The organism is Nocardia sp. NPDC005745 (genome assembly GCF_040630775.1).
Classification (GTDB): domain Bacteria; phylum Actinomycetota; class Actinomycetes; order Mycobacteriales; family Mycobacteriaceae; genus Nocardia.
Genome location: NZ_JBEXYF010000013.1, coordinates 22,187 through 39,783 on the forward strand (window position 1 = coordinate 22,187; position 17,597 = coordinate 39,783).

The window sequence follows — 17,597 nt, forward strand, 5'->3', positions numbered from 1 at the left end:
GGCCGTCGCCGCTGATGTGGAGCACGCGCCCGGCGGCCGGTTCAGCGCTGAGCGCCGGTGATGACCGCGTCCAGCAGGCCGGGGAAGCGCTGCTCCAGATCGTCGCGCCGTAATTCGACCAGCCGGTTGCGGCCGGAGACGAAGGTCGTCGTAATGCCCGCGTCCCGCAGCACCTTCCAGTGGTGCGAGGCGGTCGCCGCCGTGATCTCCACGTCGAACTCCCGGACATTGCAGCTCAGCGGTTCGCGCTCGCCGGCGAGCGCGCGCACCAGTTCGAGCCGGACCGGGTCGGCGAGGGCGCTGAGCACCCGGACCAGGTCGATGTCGGCGGTACTCGGCTGCGGCAGCGGGCGCATCTCCATTCTCCGATCATTTGACAACAATCGAATCATATCCCACCCTCATCCTATGATGCTTCGACAATCATCTAACAATCTGTATCGATCGCTCCTACCGCTCGCCGTGGGCACTTTCGTGCTCGGCACCGACGGCTTCGTGCTCAGCGGCCTGCTCCCGCTGATCGCCGCCGACCTGCACGTCTCCGTGTCCACCGCGGGCCAGCTGACCACGATGTTCGCCTGGACCTACGCCATCGCCTCGCCCCTGATCGCCGCCGCGACCGGCTCCTGGGACCGCCGACGGCTACTCGGCGGCGGCGCCGCGCTTTTCGTGCTCGGCATGATCGGGCAGGCCGCCGCGGAGAGCTTCGGTGTCATGGCGGCGGCGCGTGTGGTGGCGGCCATCGGAGCGGCGGCCTTCCAGGCCAACGCGTTCGCCGTCGCGGGCGTCGTCGCCGATGACGCGCACCGGGGACGGGCGCTGTCGATCGTCACCGCGGGCATCACACTGTCCAGCGTCGCGGGCGTGCCGATCGGCATCTTCGCCGAGCACTGGATCGGCTGGCGGGGCGTGCTGTGGGGAATCGCGGTCGGCGGAGCCGTCGCGGCGGCGCTGGTCCTCCTGCTGCCCCGGGTGATGCTGCCGAGCACCGGCCTGCGCGACCGGATCGGCGTGCTGACCCGTCCGGCGGTGCTGCGCGTGCTGATCGTGACGACCACGCAGATCACCGCCGTCTACACCACCATCGTCTACCTGCCGGTGGTGGTCGCGACCTCCGTGCCGCAGAGCATGCTCGCGTGGTTGCTGCTGGCCATGGGCATCGGCCAGGTGATCGGCAACGCGCAGGCCGGGCGCGCGGTAGACCGGTACGGTCCGCAGCGCACGCTGACGGTGGGGCTGCTCGGCGCACTGGCGGGCCTGGCCCTGCTCGGCGTGGCCGTCCATGCCGCGTGGGCGGTGTTCGTCGTGCTCGCCGTCACCGGGTTGTTCGGTGCGGCGATCCTGGTACCGCAACAGCATCGCCTGTTCGGCATCGCCCACGACGCGCCCACCGTCGCCCTCGGCCTGAACGGATCGGCCATCTACCTCGGCGCGGGCATCGGGTCCATCGTCGGTGCGACCGTACTGGATTCCTCCGGTAGCCAGTGGCTGCCGTGGACATCCGCGCTCATCGCGTGCCTGGCGCTCGCACTCGCGCTCCGCAAGGCTCGGCCCGCCGTCCGAACTCCGGTTCCCGCCTAGCCCTGTCCAGCAACGATGCGACCACGACTCGCGCCGCCGGTGAGTCGATCCGCTCCACTCCCACGGTTCCACCACACCGGCCGGTCGACCCTTCGCCACACCGACCGGAGGGCGCCGAGCATCGCCGTTCGGTGACTCCGTGGCCGTGAGCGGCCCGATCCGGTCGCGGGTGCGTCCGATTTCTGCCCGCGGATGACTAAGCGGCCGGATCGGGCCGGATCGAGTCGAGCCGATCGGCGCATCGAATCAGCAAGTCCTGCAAGGTAGCTCGTTCGGCGTCGGTGAATTCCTCGGCCAGGGCTCGTTCGACGCGGACCGCGCGGGCGTCCGCGTCCCGCATCACCGCCGCGCCCTTCTCGGTCAGCGTGGTCTCCAGGACGTTCTTGTGCCAGGGGTGCGGCGTGCGTTCGATCAGCCCGCGGTCTTGGAGGTTGCTCAGCACGGTGTTCATCGAGGGCGGGGTGACGCCGCAGAGCCGGGCCAGGGCGGCGGCCGAGATACCGGGATTCTCCGCGAGGAACAGCAGTGCGGCGTACTGCGGCACGGTGACGCCCGCCGGCTTCAACGCGGCGTTCTTCGCCGTGTTGAGGGACTGCTCGGCACGTTTGAGATACGAACCGATCCGTTCGGCGGCGGGCAAGGACGTCATAAACGCATGGTATCCGCACAACTTATCGTTCCAGCCTTGACGATCATTAGAGTTCTAACTTAGATTTGTGCTCATTCTCAAGTGTGAACAAACTCGTTTGAGCGAGCCCTAAGAGGTAGACCCAATGTCCCATGCTCTGTCCCACCTGCTGTCGAGCCTGGCCGCAGGAAGCGCCTGCATCACACTCATGGCCTGCGGCACCGGCGATACGCCGACCAGCCCCGTCCATACCGCCTACGAACTGCCGGGCGACCACGTCTACCCGGAGGGGATCGCGGTCGACGCACGCACCGGAGACAGTTACGTCGGGTCCTACACCACCGGCGCCGTCTACCGCGCGACACCGGATGCCCATCGCGCCGAGGTCTTCCTGCCCGAAGGCGCCAACAACCACAAGACCGCCAACGGCTTGAAAGTCGACCCGGCCGGGCGGCTGTGGGTGACCGACTCGACCGCTGGCGTCGCGGTGTACGACGTCGCGACCCGCGCGCTGCTCGCCGACTTCACGGTGCCCGGAAGCGACCCTCGCTTCGTGAACGATCTCGCCATCACCCCGGACGGCACGGCGTACCTGACCGACAGCACGCGGGCGGTGGTCTATCGCGTCACTCCCGATCAACTGGCCGCCGCCAGTGCACACGGCGGGCGCGGGGAACTGACTCCGCAGTTCGACTTGCGTTCCGTACTGCCGCCGATCGAGCCGGGCGGCTTCAGCCTGAACGGCATCGTCGCCGATCCGGCGGGCCGTTACCTGCTCACGGTCGACATGCCGCGCGGCGACCTGTACCGCATCGCGTTGACGCCGGAAGCGAATCCGATCAGCAAGGTCGCCCTGCGTGGCGGCGATCTCCGGCAGGGCGACGGACTGGAATTGCGCGAGGACACCCTGTGGGCCGTCCACAACACGACCAACACGATCAGCCGCTGGACCGTCTCCGACGACGGCGCCACCGTGACGCTGGCACAGCAGCGCACCGACGAGGCGCTGTCCATCCCGACGACGCTGGCCCGCGCCGGTGACCGAACCCTGATCGTCTCCTCCCAATTCGACAAGGGCGGCCCGATGGGGCCCGGCAGCCCGAGGACGCCGTTCGCCGTCGTCACCCTCGACGGAATCTGACGCGCGAAAACGCCGGAAGCCGGCCCACCTCGCGGTGGACCGGCTTCCGGTTCGAACTGTGCTGCCGGGTGGCCGGACTCAGAAGTCCATGCCGCCCATGCCACCGGTCGGGTCGCCGGCGGGAGCGGCGGACTTCTCCGGCTTGTCGGCGACAACGGCCTCCGTGGTCAGGAACAGGGCCGCGATCGAAGCCGCGTTCTGCAGCGCCGAGCGGGTGACCTTGACCGGGTCGGCAACGCCGGCGGCCAGCAGGTCCTCGTACTCGCCCGAGTCGGCGTTCAGGCCGTGACCCGCGGGCAGGTTCGACACCTTCTCGGCGACCACACCGGGCTCGAGGCCCGCGTTGAACGCGATCTGCTTCAGCGGAGCCGACAGCGCGACCCGCACGATGTTCGCGCCGGTCGCCTCGTCACCGGTGAGCTTCAGCTCGTCCAGCGCCGGAGCCGACTGCAGCAGGGCCACGCCACCACCGGCGACGATGCCCTCCTCGACGGCCGCCTTCGCGTTACGAACGGCGTCCTCGATGCGGTGCTTGCGCTCCTTGAGCTCCACCTCGGTGGCCGCGCCCGCCTTGATCACCGCGACACCGCCGGCCAGCTTGGCCAGGCGCTCCTGCAGCTTCTCGCGGTCGTAGTCCGAGTCGGAGTTCTCGATCTCGGTGCGGATCTGCTGAACCCGGCCCTTGATGGCCTCCGGGTCGCCCGCACCCTCGACGATGGTGGTCTCGTCCTTGGTGACGACGACCTTGCGCGCCTGGCCGAGCAGCTCGACGCCCGCGCTCTCCAGCGAGAGGCCGACCTCTTCGCTGATGACCTCGCCGCCGGTCAGGATGGCGATGTCGGCCAGCTGCGCCTTGCGGCGGTCACCGAAGCCGGGCGCCTTGACGGCGACGGACTTGAAGGTGCCGCGGATCTTGTTCACGACCAGGGTCGACAGGGCCTCGCCCTCGACGTCCTCGGCGATGATCAGCAGCGGCTTGCCCGCCTGGATGACCTTCTCCAGCAGCGGCAGCAGGTCCTTGACGGTCGAGATCTTCGAGCCGACCAGCAGGATGTACGGGTCCTCGAGGACCGCTTCCTGACGCTCCGGGTCGGTGACGAAGTAGCCGGAGATGTAGCCCTTGTCGAAGCGCATACCCTCGGTGAGCTCCAGCTGGAGCCCGAAGGTGTTGCTCTCCTCGACGGTGATGACACCTTCCTTGCCGACCTTGTCCATGGCCTCGGCGATCAGCTCACCGATGGACGAGTCGCCCGCCGAGATGCCCGCGGTAGCAGCGATCTGCTCCTTGGTGTCGATCTCCTTGGCGGTGTCGAGCAGCTTGGCGGTGACAGCCTCGACGGCCTTCTCGATGCCCCGCTTCAGGCCCAGCGGGTTCGCACCGGCCGCGACGTTGCGCAGACCCTCGCGCACCAGCGCCTGGGCGAGCACGGTCGCGGTGGTGGTGCCGTCGCCCGCGACGTCGTCGGTCTTCTTGGCGACTTCCTTGACCAGCTCGGCGCCGATCTTCTCGTACGGGTCCTCCAGCTCGATCTCCTTGGCGATGGACACACCATCGTTGGTGATCGTGGGAGCGCCCCACTTCTTCTCCAGGACAACGTTGCGACCCTTGGGGCCCAGCGTCACCTTGACCGCGTCGGCGAGGCTGTTGAGGCCCCGCTCGAGGCCGCGGCGGGCCTCTTCGTCATACGCAATTGTCTTGGCCATGGCGTTGTTGAGATCCTCCATGTGGATGGCTGACACACAGGACGACCGCTGGTCGGGTCGCCCCAGTTACGCTGGCCAGGTTCGGTGCCCGCGACGGACGACCGAGGGTGTCTACGGAACCCGGTCTCACCGTCCCGACCTGGCACTCACCGATAGGGAGTGCCAAAAGCATTTTTAGCACTCTAGGGTGGCGAGTGCAAGGTCCGCGCCGGGCTAGCGCCGGTCATCCACGCGGAAGACCAGCGCGACGAACGCGTCGGTGCGCCGTTCCTCCGGCGTGCGGGGCTCTCCACCCTCGACCGTGACGAGCTCGGCGTCGTGCAGCAGCAACTCCGCCTCCACCCGCATGATGGCGCGAATGAACGGCGGGGCGACGTCCGGCGGAAGGTCGCCGTTCAGCACATAGCTGCCGTCCGGTTGGTGCTCGGTGGACACATACGAAAGCGCGCGCAGCAGATCTGCGCGCCGTTCCCCCGCTATTAGGTCGGAATCTGTTTCATCCGCCATTGCTATAGCTTAGCCGCCGGCGGTTCACATCTTCGGCCGGACGATTCGCGCCTCCCGGCCCCGTCGGTAGAAGCGCAGGTCACGAGGCCGCTGCCGGGTTATCCGCAGACTCACTGCCGCGCCCGCCCGCCCGCGGCGGCGTAGATTCCGAGGGGATCATGATCGACCTCATCCCGGAAGGGGACGCGGGTGACCGACCTGCCGTTCGATTCGCTGTACCGGCACGGCTTCGCGCGGGTGGCGGTCGCGGTCCCCCGGGTACGGGTGGCCGACCCCGCCTACAACGTCGAGCAGACCGTGGAGCTGGCCGCGCGGGCCGCGGCGGCCGGTGCCGTGCTGACGGTGTTCCCCGAGCTGGGGCTCTCCTCGTACACCGCCGACGACCTGTTCCACCAGGACGCGCTGGACGCCGCAGTCGAGGCGGCGCTGGCCCGGCTCGTCGCGGCGAGCACGGACATCGACACGGTGCTCGTGGTGGGCGCCCCGGTGCGCGCTCACCACCGGTTGTTCAACTGCGCGATCGCGATCTGCCGTGGCATCGTGCTCGGCGTCGCACCGAAGAGCTACCTGCCGAATTACCGGGAGTTCTACGAGAAACGCCAGTTCGCGGCGGCGCGGGAGGTGCTGGAGGATCACGTCACCGTCGCCGGGCACCGTGCGCCGTTCGGCTCCGATCTGCTGTTCCGGGCGAGCAATCTGGACGACTTCGTCTTCCACCTGGAGATCTGCGAGGACGGGTGGGTTCCGTTGCCGCCCAGCGGCTTCGCCGCGCTGGCCGGCGCGACCGTGCTGATCAACCTGTCCGCGAGCAACATCGTGATCGGCAAGGCGGACTACCGGCGATCGCTGTGCACCTCGCATTCGGCGCGCTATCTCGCGGCGTATCTGTACTCCGCCGCGGGGACCGGGGAGTCGACGACCGATCTCGCCTGGGACGGGCAGGCGCTGATCTGCGAGAACGGCGACCTGCTCGCGGAGGGCGAGCGGTTCTGCGATCATCCCCAGCTGGTCACCGCCGACCTGGACCTGCGCCGCCTCGCCGCGGATCGTCTGCGCACCACCAGCTTCGCCGACAACGTGCACGACCACCGCGACCGGCTGGCCGCGCTGCGACGCATCGACGTGCGGCTGCCGATCCCCGAGAACCCGGTCGCGCTGGAGCGTGAGATCGAGCGCTTCCCGTACGTTCCCGCCGACCCGGCTCTGCGCAACGAGCGCTGCGCCGAGGTGCACCACATCCAGGTCGAGGGCCTGAGCACGCGGTTGCGCGCGACCGGCACGCAACGCGTGGTGATCGGGGTGTCCGGCGGCTTGGACTCCACCCAGGCGCTGATCGTCGCCGCGCAGACGATGGACCGGCTCGGCCTGCCGCGGGCGAACGTGCTGGCCTACACCATGCCCGGCTTCGCGACCAGCACCAGGACCAAGACCGACGCGCACCGGCTGATGGCCGCTCTCGGCGTCACGGCACGCGAGATCGACATCCGCCCCTCGGCCACGCAGATGCTGCGCGACCTCGGCCACCCGGCCGCCGACGGCGCGTCGCAGTACGACATCACCTACGAGAACGTGCAGGCCGGTGAGCGCACCTCGCACCTGTTCCGGCTGGCCAATATGCACGGCGCGCTGGTGGTGGGCACCGGCGACCTCAGCGAACTGGCGCTGGGCTGGTGCACATTCGGCGTCGGGGATCATATGGCGCACTACAGCGTCAACGCGTCGGTGCCCAAGACGCTGATCAAACACCTGATCGCCTGGGCGGTGGACACCGAGCAGCTCGGCGCGGAAGCGGGCGAGGTGCTTTCGTCGATCCTGCGCACCGAGATCTCCCCCGAACTGATCCCGAACGCCGACTCCTCCGCACCGGGCCAGAGTTCGGAGGCCACCGTCGGCCCGTACGAATTACAGGACTTCCACCTCTATTACCTGTTGCGTTTCGGCTACCGCCCCAGCCGCGTGGCCTATCTGGCCAGGCACGCCTGGTCGGATGCCGCCACCGGCCGCTGGCCCGACCTCGTCCCCGTCGATCAGCGCAACGCCTACGACCTCGCCACTATCAAGCACTGGCTGGGCGAGTTCCTGCTGCGCTTCGTGCAGACCAGCCAGTTCAAACGCTCGACGCTGCCGAACGCGCCGAAGGTCGGCTCCGGCGGTTCGCTCTCGCCGCGCGGCGACTGGCGCGCGCCCAGCGACGCGTCCGCGGCGGCCTGGCTCGAGGAGCTCGCCCGCAACGTGCCGGATGCCTGAGGCATCGCAGCGCTCGACACCCCGACTACGACCGGATGCGCCCTGCCTATGGTGGCTGCGTGAGTGAACGACCCGGCTGGGATGCGATCGATGATGCGTTGCGGCCGCTGTACGGCGATATCGAGCCCTTCCACTGGGCATCCGACCACCCGTGGTCCCTCGGCGGGTCCGACCCGCTCGACGGGATCAGCGCGTACTCCCGCGCCGACCCGGTGCCGCACTGGCATTACATCAGCTACGGGATGACCGAGCTGCACGAGAAGGAGTGGGACGACCCGGCGGAGTCCGGCTGGGGCTTCGAATTCACCTTCCGGCCGGCGCGCGGGCCCGAGGACACCGAACCGCCCGCGTGGCCGGCGAATTTGATGCAGAACCTGGCCCATTACGTCTTCCAGTCCGGCAAGTGGTTCGAACCGGGACGCACCGTCAAAACGAACGGGCCGATCGCGGCCGACCACCCCGACTGCACCTGTCACGCCGTCTGTTTCACGACCGACCCCGAACTGGGCGCCGTCGACAGCCCGAACGGCCGCGTGCGGTTCCTGCAGATCGTCGGGCTGACCATGCCGGAATACCGTGCGGCACAAGGAGGAGGCGCACTGCCCCTGCTCGCCGAGCTGGAACCGCGACTACCCCTCTACGTCACCGACATCTACCGTGAGCCGCTGGTCGCCGAGCCGAAACCGCAGGCCCGCTGGCCACGGTGGGGTGGCGGCCTGGCCGGGCGCGGGTGATCAGGCCGCTGGGGTCGATCACCGGCGAGGACACCGCGAGGGCGAGTGCGATCCGCGCACGGAACTTCGCACCGCCCACGCGGGTCAGGATTTCTCGGAGCTGATGGACGCGAGCAGTTCGCCCAGATGCGTTTCGGCCTTCGCCTTGTCGACGCCGAGATCGCTGAGCAGACCGGCGCCGTTCTCCTGCTCGAGCAGGGCGAGCAGGATGTGCTCGGTGCCGATGTAGTTGTGCCCCAGCCGGAGCGCTTCCCGGAAGGTGAGTTCGAGGACCTTCTTGGCCTCCGCGCCGAACGGCACGAGCGCGGGGACGTCCCCCTCACCCGGTGGCAGGGACGCGGTGGCGGCGGCGGAGATCACGTCGACGGCGACGCCTTGGTGGACGAGTTCGTGCACCGCGAGGCCCTGTGGTTCGGTGAGCAGCCCCAGCACCACGTGCCCGACCGAGATCTCGCGGTTGCCCGCCGCGCGCGCCGCCTCCTGCGCCGCCATCACGACCGCCCGTGCCCGCTGGGTGAAGCGCGCGAAGCCCGTGTTCGGGTCCATGGCCGCCGCCGCGGCCGGCTCGGGCACCTTGGGCACGAACCGCTTCTGGGCGGCCTGCTTGGTGACGCCCATGCTGGCGCCGATGTCGGTCCACGAGGCGCCGGAGCGCCGGGCCTGGTCCACGAAGTGGCCGATCAGGTGGTCGGCCACTTCGTCGAGGTGATTCGCCACGACGACGGCATCGGACAGTTGCTCGAGCACGTTGTCGGGACGGGCTTTCTTGATGCCGTCGATCAGGTCGTCGAGGCGGAATTGTGAGGTCATACGTCAACCATAAGTTGACGATGACCTATCGTCAACCGTTAGTTGACGATTGGATTCAGGGGCGCGCCGCCCCGGCCGCGAAGCGCACGATGCGCTCCTTGACCCACGCCGCCGTCCGCCCGGTCAGCACCGTCCGAGCCGGTGCGTCGTCGGCGTGCACGGCCTGCACGACTCCGTCTGCGCGGCCCAGGCTGAGGCAATGGAGTACATAGCGGAACCGGAACTCCTTCGGCTCGCGACCACGCATCCGCGCGACGACGGCATCGGCCGCGTGTTTGCCGGTGGGCAGCGCCGTGGCGCATGCCATGCGTAGATCTCGCCCGCCGGGCCCCGCGATGACGGCGGCGTCACCCGCGGCGAAGATGTCCGGGTGCGACACCGAACGCAGGGTGGCGTCGGTGCGCACCCGGCCGTCGGAATCGACCGCCAGACCGGAGCGGGCGGCCAGGTCGGGCACCCGGAAACCCGTGGTCCACACCGTCGCCGCGGCCTCGACCAGCGAACCGTCGGCCAAGCGCGGCCCATCGGAGGTCACCTCGATCACCTTGGCGCCGGACACGATCTCGACGCCGAGCCGCTCCAACGTCCGCCTGATGTGCGCCTGCGCGCGCGCCGAAAGCCAGGCGCCGGGCTCCTCCGACCCGAGCAGCAGCACCCGGGTTCCCGGCCGGGATTCGGCGAGTTCCGCCGCCAGTTCGATGCCGGTCGCTCCGGCGCCGACGATCGCCACCGGCCCGCCGAGGGCGGACAGGTCGCGCACGTCTTCTTGCGTCGCAATGGAATACGCGTGTTCGGCGACGCCCGGGACGCTCTGGACATCGGCGATGCCGCCGAGGGCGTAGACCAAGGCGTCGTACTCGACCGCGGGCCCCGCGTCGAGCACCACGCGCTTCGCTACCGTGTCGATCTCCGTCGCCAGGGCGCGCACGAAGTCGATATCCCTGCGTGCCAGTGATTCCCGCAGGTCCAACGTGGCGATCCGCTGTCCGGCCGCCCGCTGGTGCAGTCGCACTCGCTCGACGAACGACGCGTGAGCGTCCACCACGGTGATCCGGGCGTCCCCCGCCGTGCGAGCGAGCCTGCGTGCCGCCGCCAGCCCCGCGTACCCGGCGCCGAGGACGACGATCCGATGCTGTCCGGTCATGATGTGGCTCCTTTCGATCGGCCATCACCCTTCAGACCGGACAGCCCCCCGATTGCTGACAGTCCCGCGCCGTGAAGCGCGTCACAGCGGACGGCGCGGCCGGTCCGGCAGCGTGCCCACCGACCCACCCGAGCCTGCGAAATAAGCCAGCTTGTCCGGGTTGAGGATCAACCGCAGCGCTGTGACCAAGCCGTCGGCCACATCGATCCCCAGCACCACCAGCGGCGCACCGTTCACCCGCGCGACGACGGCAGGCGCGCCGTTGACCTCTTCCACGAGCAACCGCGTCCCCGGCACCTCCCAGCGCGACAGACCCGCCAGGTACCGCGCCACCTGATTCGCGCCGTGTATCGGCCGCCGCGCCGCGGTGATCTTGCCGCCGCCGTCGGCCGTCGCGATCACGTCGGCGGCGAGCATCCGCTCCAGCGACGCGATGTCACCGTCGCGCGCCGCCTTCAGGAATCGTTCGATCAGCTCGCGGGCATGCTCCGGCGGAATGCCGAAGCGGGCCCGGCCTTCTCGCACGCGCTGGGCCGCCCGGCGGAAGATCTGTTGCGAGTTCGACTCGGTGACGTCGAGCATGTCGGCGATCTCGCGATGCGCGTATCCGAACGCCTCGCGCAGCACGAAGACGGCGCGCTCGACCGGGGTCAGCCGCTCCAGTGCCGTCAGCAGCGCGAGCGAGACCTGTTCGCGCTCCTCGACGGTCTCCAGCGGGCCGAGTTCGCCGCGCGCGGTCGGCACCGGCTCGGGCAGCCACGGCCCGACGTAGCTCTCCCGCCGCGCCCGCGCCGAAACAAGCCAGGTGCGGCAGAGATTCACCAGCGCGGTGGTCAACCACGCCTCGGGGGAGCGGATACCGGCTCGGTCGACGCCGTCCCAGCGCAGATAGGTCTCCTGCACCGCGTCCTCCGCCTCACTCGCCGAGCCGAGCATCCGGTAGGCGAGCGCGAACAGGCGCGGCCGATGCAGTTCGAATTCCCGCAACCCATCGGACTCCATCGCTGTCCCGCCTCTCCGAGTAATCAGGCCGTACCAGCCGGTGGCGCGAGATCCGCGTGCAGGTCCTGCGTTCGGCGCCGCTCGGTCTTCGGGCGTACCCGACCAGTTACCCATGTGCTCACGAGATCGATTGTCCGTCCGACTAATCGGCGTCCCGCGGCGGATAACCGTTCTCACGTTGCTTCGCCCCGGGTCGGCGCAGACGCAGACGCGCCGAGCCGCGGATCGCCGGACGCGGGATGGCCGGGCGCCGGATCGCGGGCAGCCGCCGGTTCGCCCGCCGTTGCGCACGCCGCTCGGCGGGTTTGTGCGTCCACGTCTCCGGACGCGCGGCCACCCAGCGCTGGGAATGCCAGGCGAACGGGATATGTCCCAGGTACAGCACGACCAGCACCAGCAACAGCACGATCGGATAGGTGACCAGCGCCGCCGCGGCGAGCGCGACCAGCACCAGCAGCCCGGCCGCGGCCTGCGGCGCCACCGACACCGATTTCATGGCCAGCGTCGGGATGGTGCTGACCGCCAGTGCGGCGGCGAACACCGTCCACGCGGCGACCTCGTAGAAGCCGACCCACCAGCCGTCGCCGAACTGCACGAACAGCGCCACCGGAACCATCGCGATGAGCGCGCCCGCCGGGGCGGGCACACCGACGAAGTACTCCCGCGCCCAGTCCGGCCGGTTGTCCTCGTCCATCAGGGTGTTGAACCGCGCCAGGCGCAGCACGATGCTGACCGCGAACAGCAGCGCGACGATCCATCCCACGCTGTTGCTGCTGAGCAGCGTCACATACAGGACGAGCGCGGGAGCGACGCCGAAGGAGATGGCGTCCGACAGCGAGTCCAGCTCGGCGCCCATCTTCGTGGTGGCGTCGAGCATCCTGGCCAGCCTGCCGTCGAGGGTGTCCAGCACGGCCGCCGCACCGATCATGGCCAGCGCGATACCGAGTTTGCCGTCCAGGCCGAATTTCACCGCGGACAGCCCGGAGCACAGCGCCAGGATGGTGACGATGCTGGGCAGCAGCCGAATGCTCCGCCGCCTGCGCCGCTGGGTGGGTACCGCCGCTTCCATCACGCGCCGGCGGGTGAGCCGAGCACGGCGAGCACGGTCTCGCCGCCGATAGTGCGCTGGCCGGGCTGCACGAGTAGTTCGGTGCCCGCCGGGAAGTAGGTGTCGACCCGCGAGCCGAAGCGGATCAGGCCGTAGGTGTCCGCGATGGTCAGCACGTCGCCGACCTGGGCGTCGCAGACGATCCGGCGCGCGAGCAGTCCGGCGATCTGCACCACCACGACCTGGCTGCCCTCCGGCGTCTCCAGCACCATGCTGTTGCGCTCGTTGACCGAACTCGCCTCGGGCAGGTCCGCGGAACGGAATTGTCCCGGCTGGTGCAGCACCGTGCGCACGACGCCGGAGACCGGCGTGCGCTGCACGTGGACGTCCAGCACGGACAAGAAGATGCTCACCCGCGGCAGCGGCGCGTCACCGAGACCCAACTCGGCGGGGGGAGCGGCGATATCGACCAACGCGATCTCGCCGTCGGCGGGGGCGACCACGACGCCCGGCCGGTTCGGCGGCACGCGATGCGGGTGACGGAAGAAGGTCGCGCAGGCCGCCGCGGCGAAGAGACCCGTGCGCCGCACCCATTTGCGCTTGCCGCCGACGACGGCGACCGCGAGGGGTGCGGCGACGAACGGGAGCCCGGCGGGATGCAACGGAGGGATCGCGTTGCGGACCAGGTCGACGACATGGCCGACTCCGGTCGTTTCAGGCGTGCCGGGCGGGGTGGGACGGCGGGCCACAGGCTCCTCTTTCGTGCTCGATGCAAACGGGTTGCGCTCACCCAACGATAGGCCGGGCGCAAGCGTTCACACCTTACGGGAAGGAGCCTGTGGCACGCGCGGTCACGACCTGACCCGGGACCCCGTGACCAGTCGCACCAGGAACAGCAGGATGACCGCCCCAGCCAGGCAGGTGAAGAAGCTGAACCAGAGCCCGCCGCCCTCGACGTCGACTCCGAACAACTTCAGAAGGAACCCACCGAGCAGGCCGCCGACCACGCCGACGACGATATTGAGCAGAATGCCCTGCTGGGCGTCTGTCTTCATGATCTTGCTGGCGATCCATCCGGCAAGACCGCCGATGATGATCCATCCGATAATCCCGAGACCGAGCATGGTGTCCTCGCATCCTAGTTGGGCCACGCCTCGTACAGCAGTGGCGTGCGAGGACGAGATACCCACCGATTGTCGGAATACGCGCGGCAGATGAGCGACTTTCAAGCTAATATGAGGAAGCCTCATGTCTATCCCGCTGATGGGCAGTGGCTGATGAGGGACCGATTTCGATGCTTCGGGGAATCCCCGGCGGCGCCGCCGCAGGTACATAGGAGACGCAGATGGCTGCTCGAATCGCCCAGACCACCGGGGCAGAGCACACGGCGATCCTCGGGCTCGGCGTTTACCGCCCTGCTCGAGTGGTCACCAACGACGAGGTGGCGGGTCCGATCAACTCGAGCGACGAGTGGATCCGGACCAGGTCGGGCATCAAGACCCGGCGGTTCGCCGACGAATCGGAGACCATTCAGAGCATGAGCGTCGCGGCCGCGCGCGGCGCGCTGGAGTCCTCGGGCATCGCGGTGGACCAAGTCGATTGCGTGATCGTTGCTACGTCGACCCATCTGCTGCTGACGCCGGCCGCCGCCCCGCGCATCGCCACCGAACTCGGCATGAACGGCGCCGCCGCCTTCGACGTCTCGGCGGGCTGCGCGGGCTTCTGCCACTCACTCGCGCTGGCATCGGACCTGGTCCGGGCCGGTACCGCCCACCATGTCCTGGTGATCGGCGTGGAGAAACTGACGAACACGGTCAATCCCACCGATCGCTCCACCGCGTTCCTCTTCGCCGACGGCGCGGGCGCCGTGATCGTCGGTCCCTCCGACGAGCCGGGTATCGGCCCCACCGTCTGGGGCTCGGACGGCACCCAGCACCACGCCATCCGGCAGGACAAGGACTGGATGGAGTACTTCCACGAGATCGACGAGAAGGGCCTGGACGCGGTGCGGCCCTATCTGGCCATGGAGGGCACCGCGGTGTTCCGCTGGGCCGCCCACTCGCTGGAGAAGGTCTGCCGCGACGCCATCGACCGCGCGGGGCTGTCCCCCGAGGACCTGGACGCGATGATCCCGCACCAGGCCAACGGCCGGATCATCGAGATCATGGCCCGGGTGCTGAAGTTGCCGGAGCACTGCGCGCTGGCCAACGACATCGAGGAGGCGGGCAACACCTCGGCCGCCTCGATCCCGCTGGCCATGGAGGCGCTGCTGCGCAAGGGCGAGTCCAAGCCGGGTGACACCGCGCTGCTCATCGCGTTCGGCGCCGGCCTGTCCTACGCGGCTCAGGTCGTGCACCTGCCCAATTGGAAGTAAGCCGCTCGCGGCGCTCGCCGCGGTGACACCACCGCGGCGAGCGCCGCGTGACGCGCTTTCGGGTCGCCTGGCGCGACCCGTGCTCAGGCGCCGGCTTCGACCGCCGTCTTGATCTTGCCCAGCGTCTCGTTCATGCCGCGCACCAGCACTTCCTCGAACGGGGCCTCGCCGCCGAGCGCGGCCTCGATCGCCTTGCGGGAGAACCAGGTGGTGCCGTTGGGCACGTCCCGCCGCTCGATCAGCCGCGTGCCGGACTCGGTCGGTTCCAGGGTGTAGCTCCACACCGTCCGGTTCTCGTTGACCCGGAAGGCGAACGCCCGGTTCGGCTCGAATCGCACGATCCGCGAGGTGGTCGGCCAGTACTTCTTACCGTCACGATTGAAGTTGAGCGTCCAGGCGCCCGCCTTGGGCGAGCCGAGCGTCATCATGCGCACGCACTGCGGGCTGAACTCCGGCATCCGCTTCAGATCGGAGACCACCGCCCACACCCGCTCCGGGGGCGCGGAGATGTCGATGCTGGCTTCGAGGTTTTTCGGCAACGCTGCCTCCGGATACGAGCGACGGACCGACGGCCATCCGTCCGACCGCGGTGGGACTGGTCGCACACATTTTAAACGGACGGGCAGTTGCGTCACATTTCCGCTACTCGCGCCCCGGCCGCTGTAATGAACGGCGCACGATCATAGATACACGAAGCACAGACACTGCCTCCAACATTTCGGCGTACCAACGTGAGGTGATCGGCCGTGAGACTGCGCTCCCTGCTGCATCGGCAACCGGCGGACCAGGTTCCGCTGCTTCCCGCTGTCGAGCCCGACGACGGGCGCACAGCGCGCGCCGCGTCGGCATTCCCCCGGAGCGCTCGCGCGGCCGCCCGCGAAGAACGCCTCGAGCGTCTGCTCACGCCGAGTGAGCTCGATCTCGTCTTGCGTCATCGGCTCTGAGCCCTGCGCGAACGCCCACGACAGACCGGGCCGAGAGGCTCCATACTCGTCAGGTGACTTCACCCGCTGCTACGAAACCGGCCATCCTGAGCGTCGATGACGACCCGGGGGTTTCCCGGGCGGTCGTCCGCGACCTGCGCCGCCGTTACGGCGCCGATTACCGGATTCTGCGCGCGGAATCGGGGGCCCAGGCACTCGACGCGCTGCGCGAGATGAAGCTGCGCGGCCAGCCCGTCGCGGTGCTGATCGCCGACTACCGGATGCCCGGCATGGACGGTATCGAATTCTTGGAGCAGGCGATGGACCTGCACCCGTACGCGCGCCGCGTGCTGCTGACCGCCTATGCCGACACCAACGCCGCGATCAACGCGATCAACGTCGTCGACCTGGACCATTACCTGCTCAAGCCGTGGGACCCGCCGGAGGAGAAGCTCTACCCGGTGCTGGACGGCCTGCTGGACGCCTGGCGCAGCAGCGAGCACCGGCCGGTCACCGAGACCAAGGTGATCGGCAATCGCTGGTCGCCGCGATCGTCGCAGGTGCGTGAGTTCCTCGCCCGCAACCAGCTGCCCTACCGGTGGTACCTGGCCGACGAGCCCGAGGGTGCGCGACTGCTGGAAGCGGCGGGGGCCGACCCCGAGCGCTGTCCGGTGGTGATCACTTCGGCGGGCGAGGCGCTCGTGCAGCCCTCCGACAGCGAACTGGCCCAGAACGTCGGCCTCACCGTCGATCCGGCGGGCGAGTTCTACGACCTGATCGTGGTCGGCGGCGGTCCCGCCGGTCTCGGCGCGGCGGTCTACGGCGCGTCCGAGGGTCTGCGCACCGTACTCGTCGAGCGGACCGCCACCGGCGGGCAGGCGGGGCAGAGTTCGCGCATCGAGAACTACCTCGGCTTCCCCGACGGCCTGTCCGGCGCGCAGCTGGCCGATCGGGCCCGGCGGCAGGCGGCGAAGTTCGGCGCCGAGGTGATCACGACGCGCGAGGTGGTCGGGCTGGAGGTCAATGGGTCCGCGCGCACCGTGCGGTTCGCCGACGGCGGCAGCCTGTGCGCGCACACCGTGATCATCGCGACCGGTGTCGACTACCGCCGCCACTCCGCGCCTGGCGTCGACGACTTCACCGGGCGCGGCGTCTACTACGGTTCGGCGATGACCGAGGCGTCCGAGTGCGCCGATCACGAGGTCTACATCGTGGGCGGCGCGAACTCCGCGGGCCAGGCGGCGGTGTTCCTGTCCCGCAACGCGCGCACCGTACATTTGGTGGTCCGGGCGGATTCGCTGGAAAAGTCCATGTCGCACTACCTCATCCAGCAGATCGCGCAGATCGCGAACATCGAGGTGCACACCAACACCGAGGTGATCGCCGCCGACGGGGACGATCACCTGCAACAGATCGTGCTGCGCGACAACAAGACCGGCGCGGAGGAGAAGGCCGACGCGGAGCGGCTGTTCCTGTTCATCGGCGCCGCGCCGCAGACCGATTGGCTCGACGGAGTGATCATCCGCGACAGCGCCGGGTACGTGCTCGCCGGGCCGGACCTGATGGTGGACGGCGCGCGCCCCGCGGGCTGGGAGCTGTCCCGGTCGCCGCATCATCTCGAGACGAGCGTGCCCGGCGTGTTCGTGGCGGGCGACGTGCACGCCGAATCGGCCAAGCGCGTCGCCTCCGCCGTCGGCGAGGGCGCCATGGCCGTCATGCTCGTGCACCGCTATCTCGCGTAACCAGGAGGCCGC

Annotated in this window: 18 protein-coding genes; 7 read left to right on the forward strand and 11 right to left on the reverse strand. The window is 69.2% G+C overall.

Annotated elements, in window-relative coordinates:
* Nucleotides 1–41: 41 nt before the first annotated feature.
* Nucleotides 42–362: a helix-turn-helix transcriptional regulator gene (locus ABZ420_RS15600; RefSeq protein ID WP_201298008.1), complete on the reverse strand. Its 321-nt coding sequence runs from the start codon at nucleotides 360–362 to the stop codon at nucleotides 42–44.
* Nucleotides 363–462: 100 nt separating this feature from the next.
* On the opposite strand from ABZ420_RS15600, the gene ABZ420_RS15605 reads away from it, so the two are divergent.
* Complete coding sequence (locus ABZ420_RS15605; protein WP_357122488.1) at nucleotides 463–1,581, forward strand: MFS transporter; 1,119 nt, start codon at nucleotides 463–465, stop codon at nucleotides 1,579–1,581.
* Nucleotides 1,582–1,777: 196 nt separating this feature from the next.
* On the opposite strand, the gene ABZ420_RS15610 is transcribed toward ABZ420_RS15605, so the two are convergent.
* Nucleotides 1,778–2,230, reverse strand: a complete 453-nt coding sequence (locus ABZ420_RS15610; protein WP_357122491.1) for a MarR family transcriptional regulator — start codon at nucleotides 2,228–2,230, stop codon at nucleotides 1,778–1,780.
* A gap of 124 nt (nucleotides 2,231–2,354) precedes the next feature.
* Between ABZ420_RS15610 and ABZ420_RS15615 the strand changes: the two genes are divergently transcribed.
* Nucleotides 2,355–3,350 carry a superoxide dismutase gene (locus ABZ420_RS15615; RefSeq protein WP_357122494.1) on the forward strand — a complete coding sequence of 332 codons (996 nt, stop codon included), beginning with the start codon at nucleotides 2,355–2,357 and terminating at the stop codon, nucleotides 3,348–3,350.
* A 78-nt stretch (nucleotides 3,351–3,428) separates the two neighbouring features.
* Here ABZ420_RS15615 and groL read toward each other — a convergent pair whose 3' ends face one another.
* Both groL and ABZ420_RS15625 read right to left on the reverse strand, forming a co-directional pair.
* On the reverse strand, nucleotides 3,429–5,054 hold the full coding sequence (gene groL, locus ABZ420_RS15620; RefSeq protein ID WP_062968339.1) for a chaperonin GroEL: 1,626 nt from the start codon (nucleotides 5,052–5,054) through the stop codon (nucleotides 3,429–3,431).
* 213 nt (nucleotides 5,055–5,267) lie between these two features.
* Nucleotides 5,268–5,561 (reverse strand): hypothetical protein, encoded by a 294-nt coding sequence (locus tag ABZ420_RS15625; RefSeq protein ID WP_357122498.1) that lies wholly within the window; start codon nucleotides 5,559–5,561, stop codon nucleotides 5,268–5,270.
* A 189-nt stretch (nucleotides 5,562–5,750) separates the two neighbouring features.
* On the opposite strand from ABZ420_RS15625, the gene ABZ420_RS15630 reads away from it, so the two are divergent.
* Nucleotides 5,751–7,808: an NAD(+) synthase gene (locus ABZ420_RS15630; RefSeq protein ID WP_357122501.1), complete on the forward strand. Its 2,058-nt coding sequence runs from the start codon at nucleotides 5,751–5,753 to the stop codon at nucleotides 7,806–7,808.
* Nucleotides 7,809–7,867: 59 nt separating this feature from the next.
* Nucleotides 7,868–8,542, forward strand: a complete 675-nt coding sequence (locus ABZ420_RS15635) for a suppressor of fused domain protein (RefSeq protein WP_357122504.1) — start codon at nucleotides 7,868–7,870, stop codon at nucleotides 8,540–8,542.
* 84 nt (nucleotides 8,543–8,626) lie between these two features.
* Here ABZ420_RS15635 and ABZ420_RS15640 read toward each other — a convergent pair whose 3' ends face one another.
* The 6 genes from ABZ420_RS15640 to ABZ420_RS15665 all read right to left on the reverse strand — a co-directional run bounded on the left by ABZ420_RS15640 (nucleotide 8,627) and on the right by ABZ420_RS15665 (nucleotide 13,670).
* Nucleotides 8,627–9,352, reverse strand: coding sequence for a Clp protease N-terminal domain-containing protein (locus ABZ420_RS15640; protein ID WP_357122507.1), 726 nt, complete (start codon nucleotides 9,350–9,352; stop codon nucleotides 8,627–8,629).
* A 55-nt stretch (nucleotides 9,353–9,407) separates the two neighbouring features.
* Nucleotides 9,408–10,496: an FAD-dependent oxidoreductase gene (locus ABZ420_RS15645; protein WP_357122510.1), complete on the reverse strand. Its 1,089-nt coding sequence runs from the start codon at nucleotides 10,494–10,496 to the stop codon at nucleotides 9,408–9,410.
* Nucleotides 10,497–10,577: 81 nt separating this feature from the next.
* On the reverse strand, nucleotides 10,578–11,498 hold the full coding sequence (locus tag ABZ420_RS15650; RefSeq protein WP_357122513.1) for an RNA polymerase sigma-70 factor: 921 nt from the start codon (nucleotides 11,496–11,498) through the stop codon (nucleotides 10,578–10,580).
* 142 nt (nucleotides 11,499–11,640) lie between these two features.
* Nucleotides 11,641–12,567: a phosphatidylcholine/phosphatidylserine synthase gene (locus tag ABZ420_RS15655; RefSeq protein ID WP_357122884.1), complete on the reverse strand. Its 927-nt coding sequence runs from the start codon at nucleotides 12,565–12,567 to the stop codon at nucleotides 11,641–11,643.
* Complete coding sequence (locus ABZ420_RS15660) at nucleotides 12,567–13,295, reverse strand: phosphatidylserine decarboxylase (RefSeq protein ID WP_357122516.1); 729 nt, start codon at nucleotides 13,293–13,295, stop codon at nucleotides 12,567–12,569. The genes ABZ420_RS15655 and ABZ420_RS15660 overlap by 1 nt, the downstream gene beginning before the upstream one ends.
* A 102-nt stretch (nucleotides 13,296–13,397) precedes the next feature.
* Nucleotides 13,398–13,670, reverse strand: coding sequence for a GlsB/YeaQ/YmgE family stress response membrane protein (locus tag ABZ420_RS15665; protein WP_062967980.1), 273 nt, complete (start codon nucleotides 13,668–13,670; stop codon nucleotides 13,398–13,400).
* Nucleotides 13,671–13,891: 221 nt separating this feature from the next.
* Between ABZ420_RS15665 and ABZ420_RS15670 the strand changes: the two genes are divergently transcribed.
* Nucleotides 13,892–14,920: a beta-ketoacyl-ACP synthase III gene (locus ABZ420_RS15670; protein ID WP_357122519.1), complete on the forward strand. Its 1,029-nt coding sequence runs from the start codon at nucleotides 13,892–13,894 to the stop codon at nucleotides 14,918–14,920.
* 83 nt (nucleotides 14,921–15,003) lie between these two features.
* Here the strand turns inward: ABZ420_RS15670 and ABZ420_RS15675 are convergent, their stop codons facing one another.
* Nucleotides 15,004–15,459, reverse strand: coding sequence for an SRPBCC family protein (locus tag ABZ420_RS15675; protein ID WP_040870871.1), 456 nt, complete (start codon nucleotides 15,457–15,459; stop codon nucleotides 15,004–15,006).
* 207 nt (nucleotides 15,460–15,666) lie between these two features.
* Here ABZ420_RS15675 and ABZ420_RS15680 point away from each other — a divergent pair, with 207 nt between their 5' ends.
* Nucleotides 15,667–15,864 (forward strand): hypothetical protein, encoded by a 198-nt coding sequence (locus ABZ420_RS15680; protein WP_357122521.1) that lies wholly within the window; start codon nucleotides 15,667–15,669, stop codon nucleotides 15,862–15,864.
* 53 nt (nucleotides 15,865–15,917) lie between these two features.
* Nucleotides 15,918–17,585, forward strand: a complete 1,668-nt coding sequence (locus tag ABZ420_RS15685; RefSeq protein WP_357122524.1) for an FAD-dependent oxidoreductase — start codon at nucleotides 15,918–15,920, stop codon at nucleotides 17,583–17,585.
* Nucleotides 17,586–17,597: the final 12 nt, after the last annotated feature.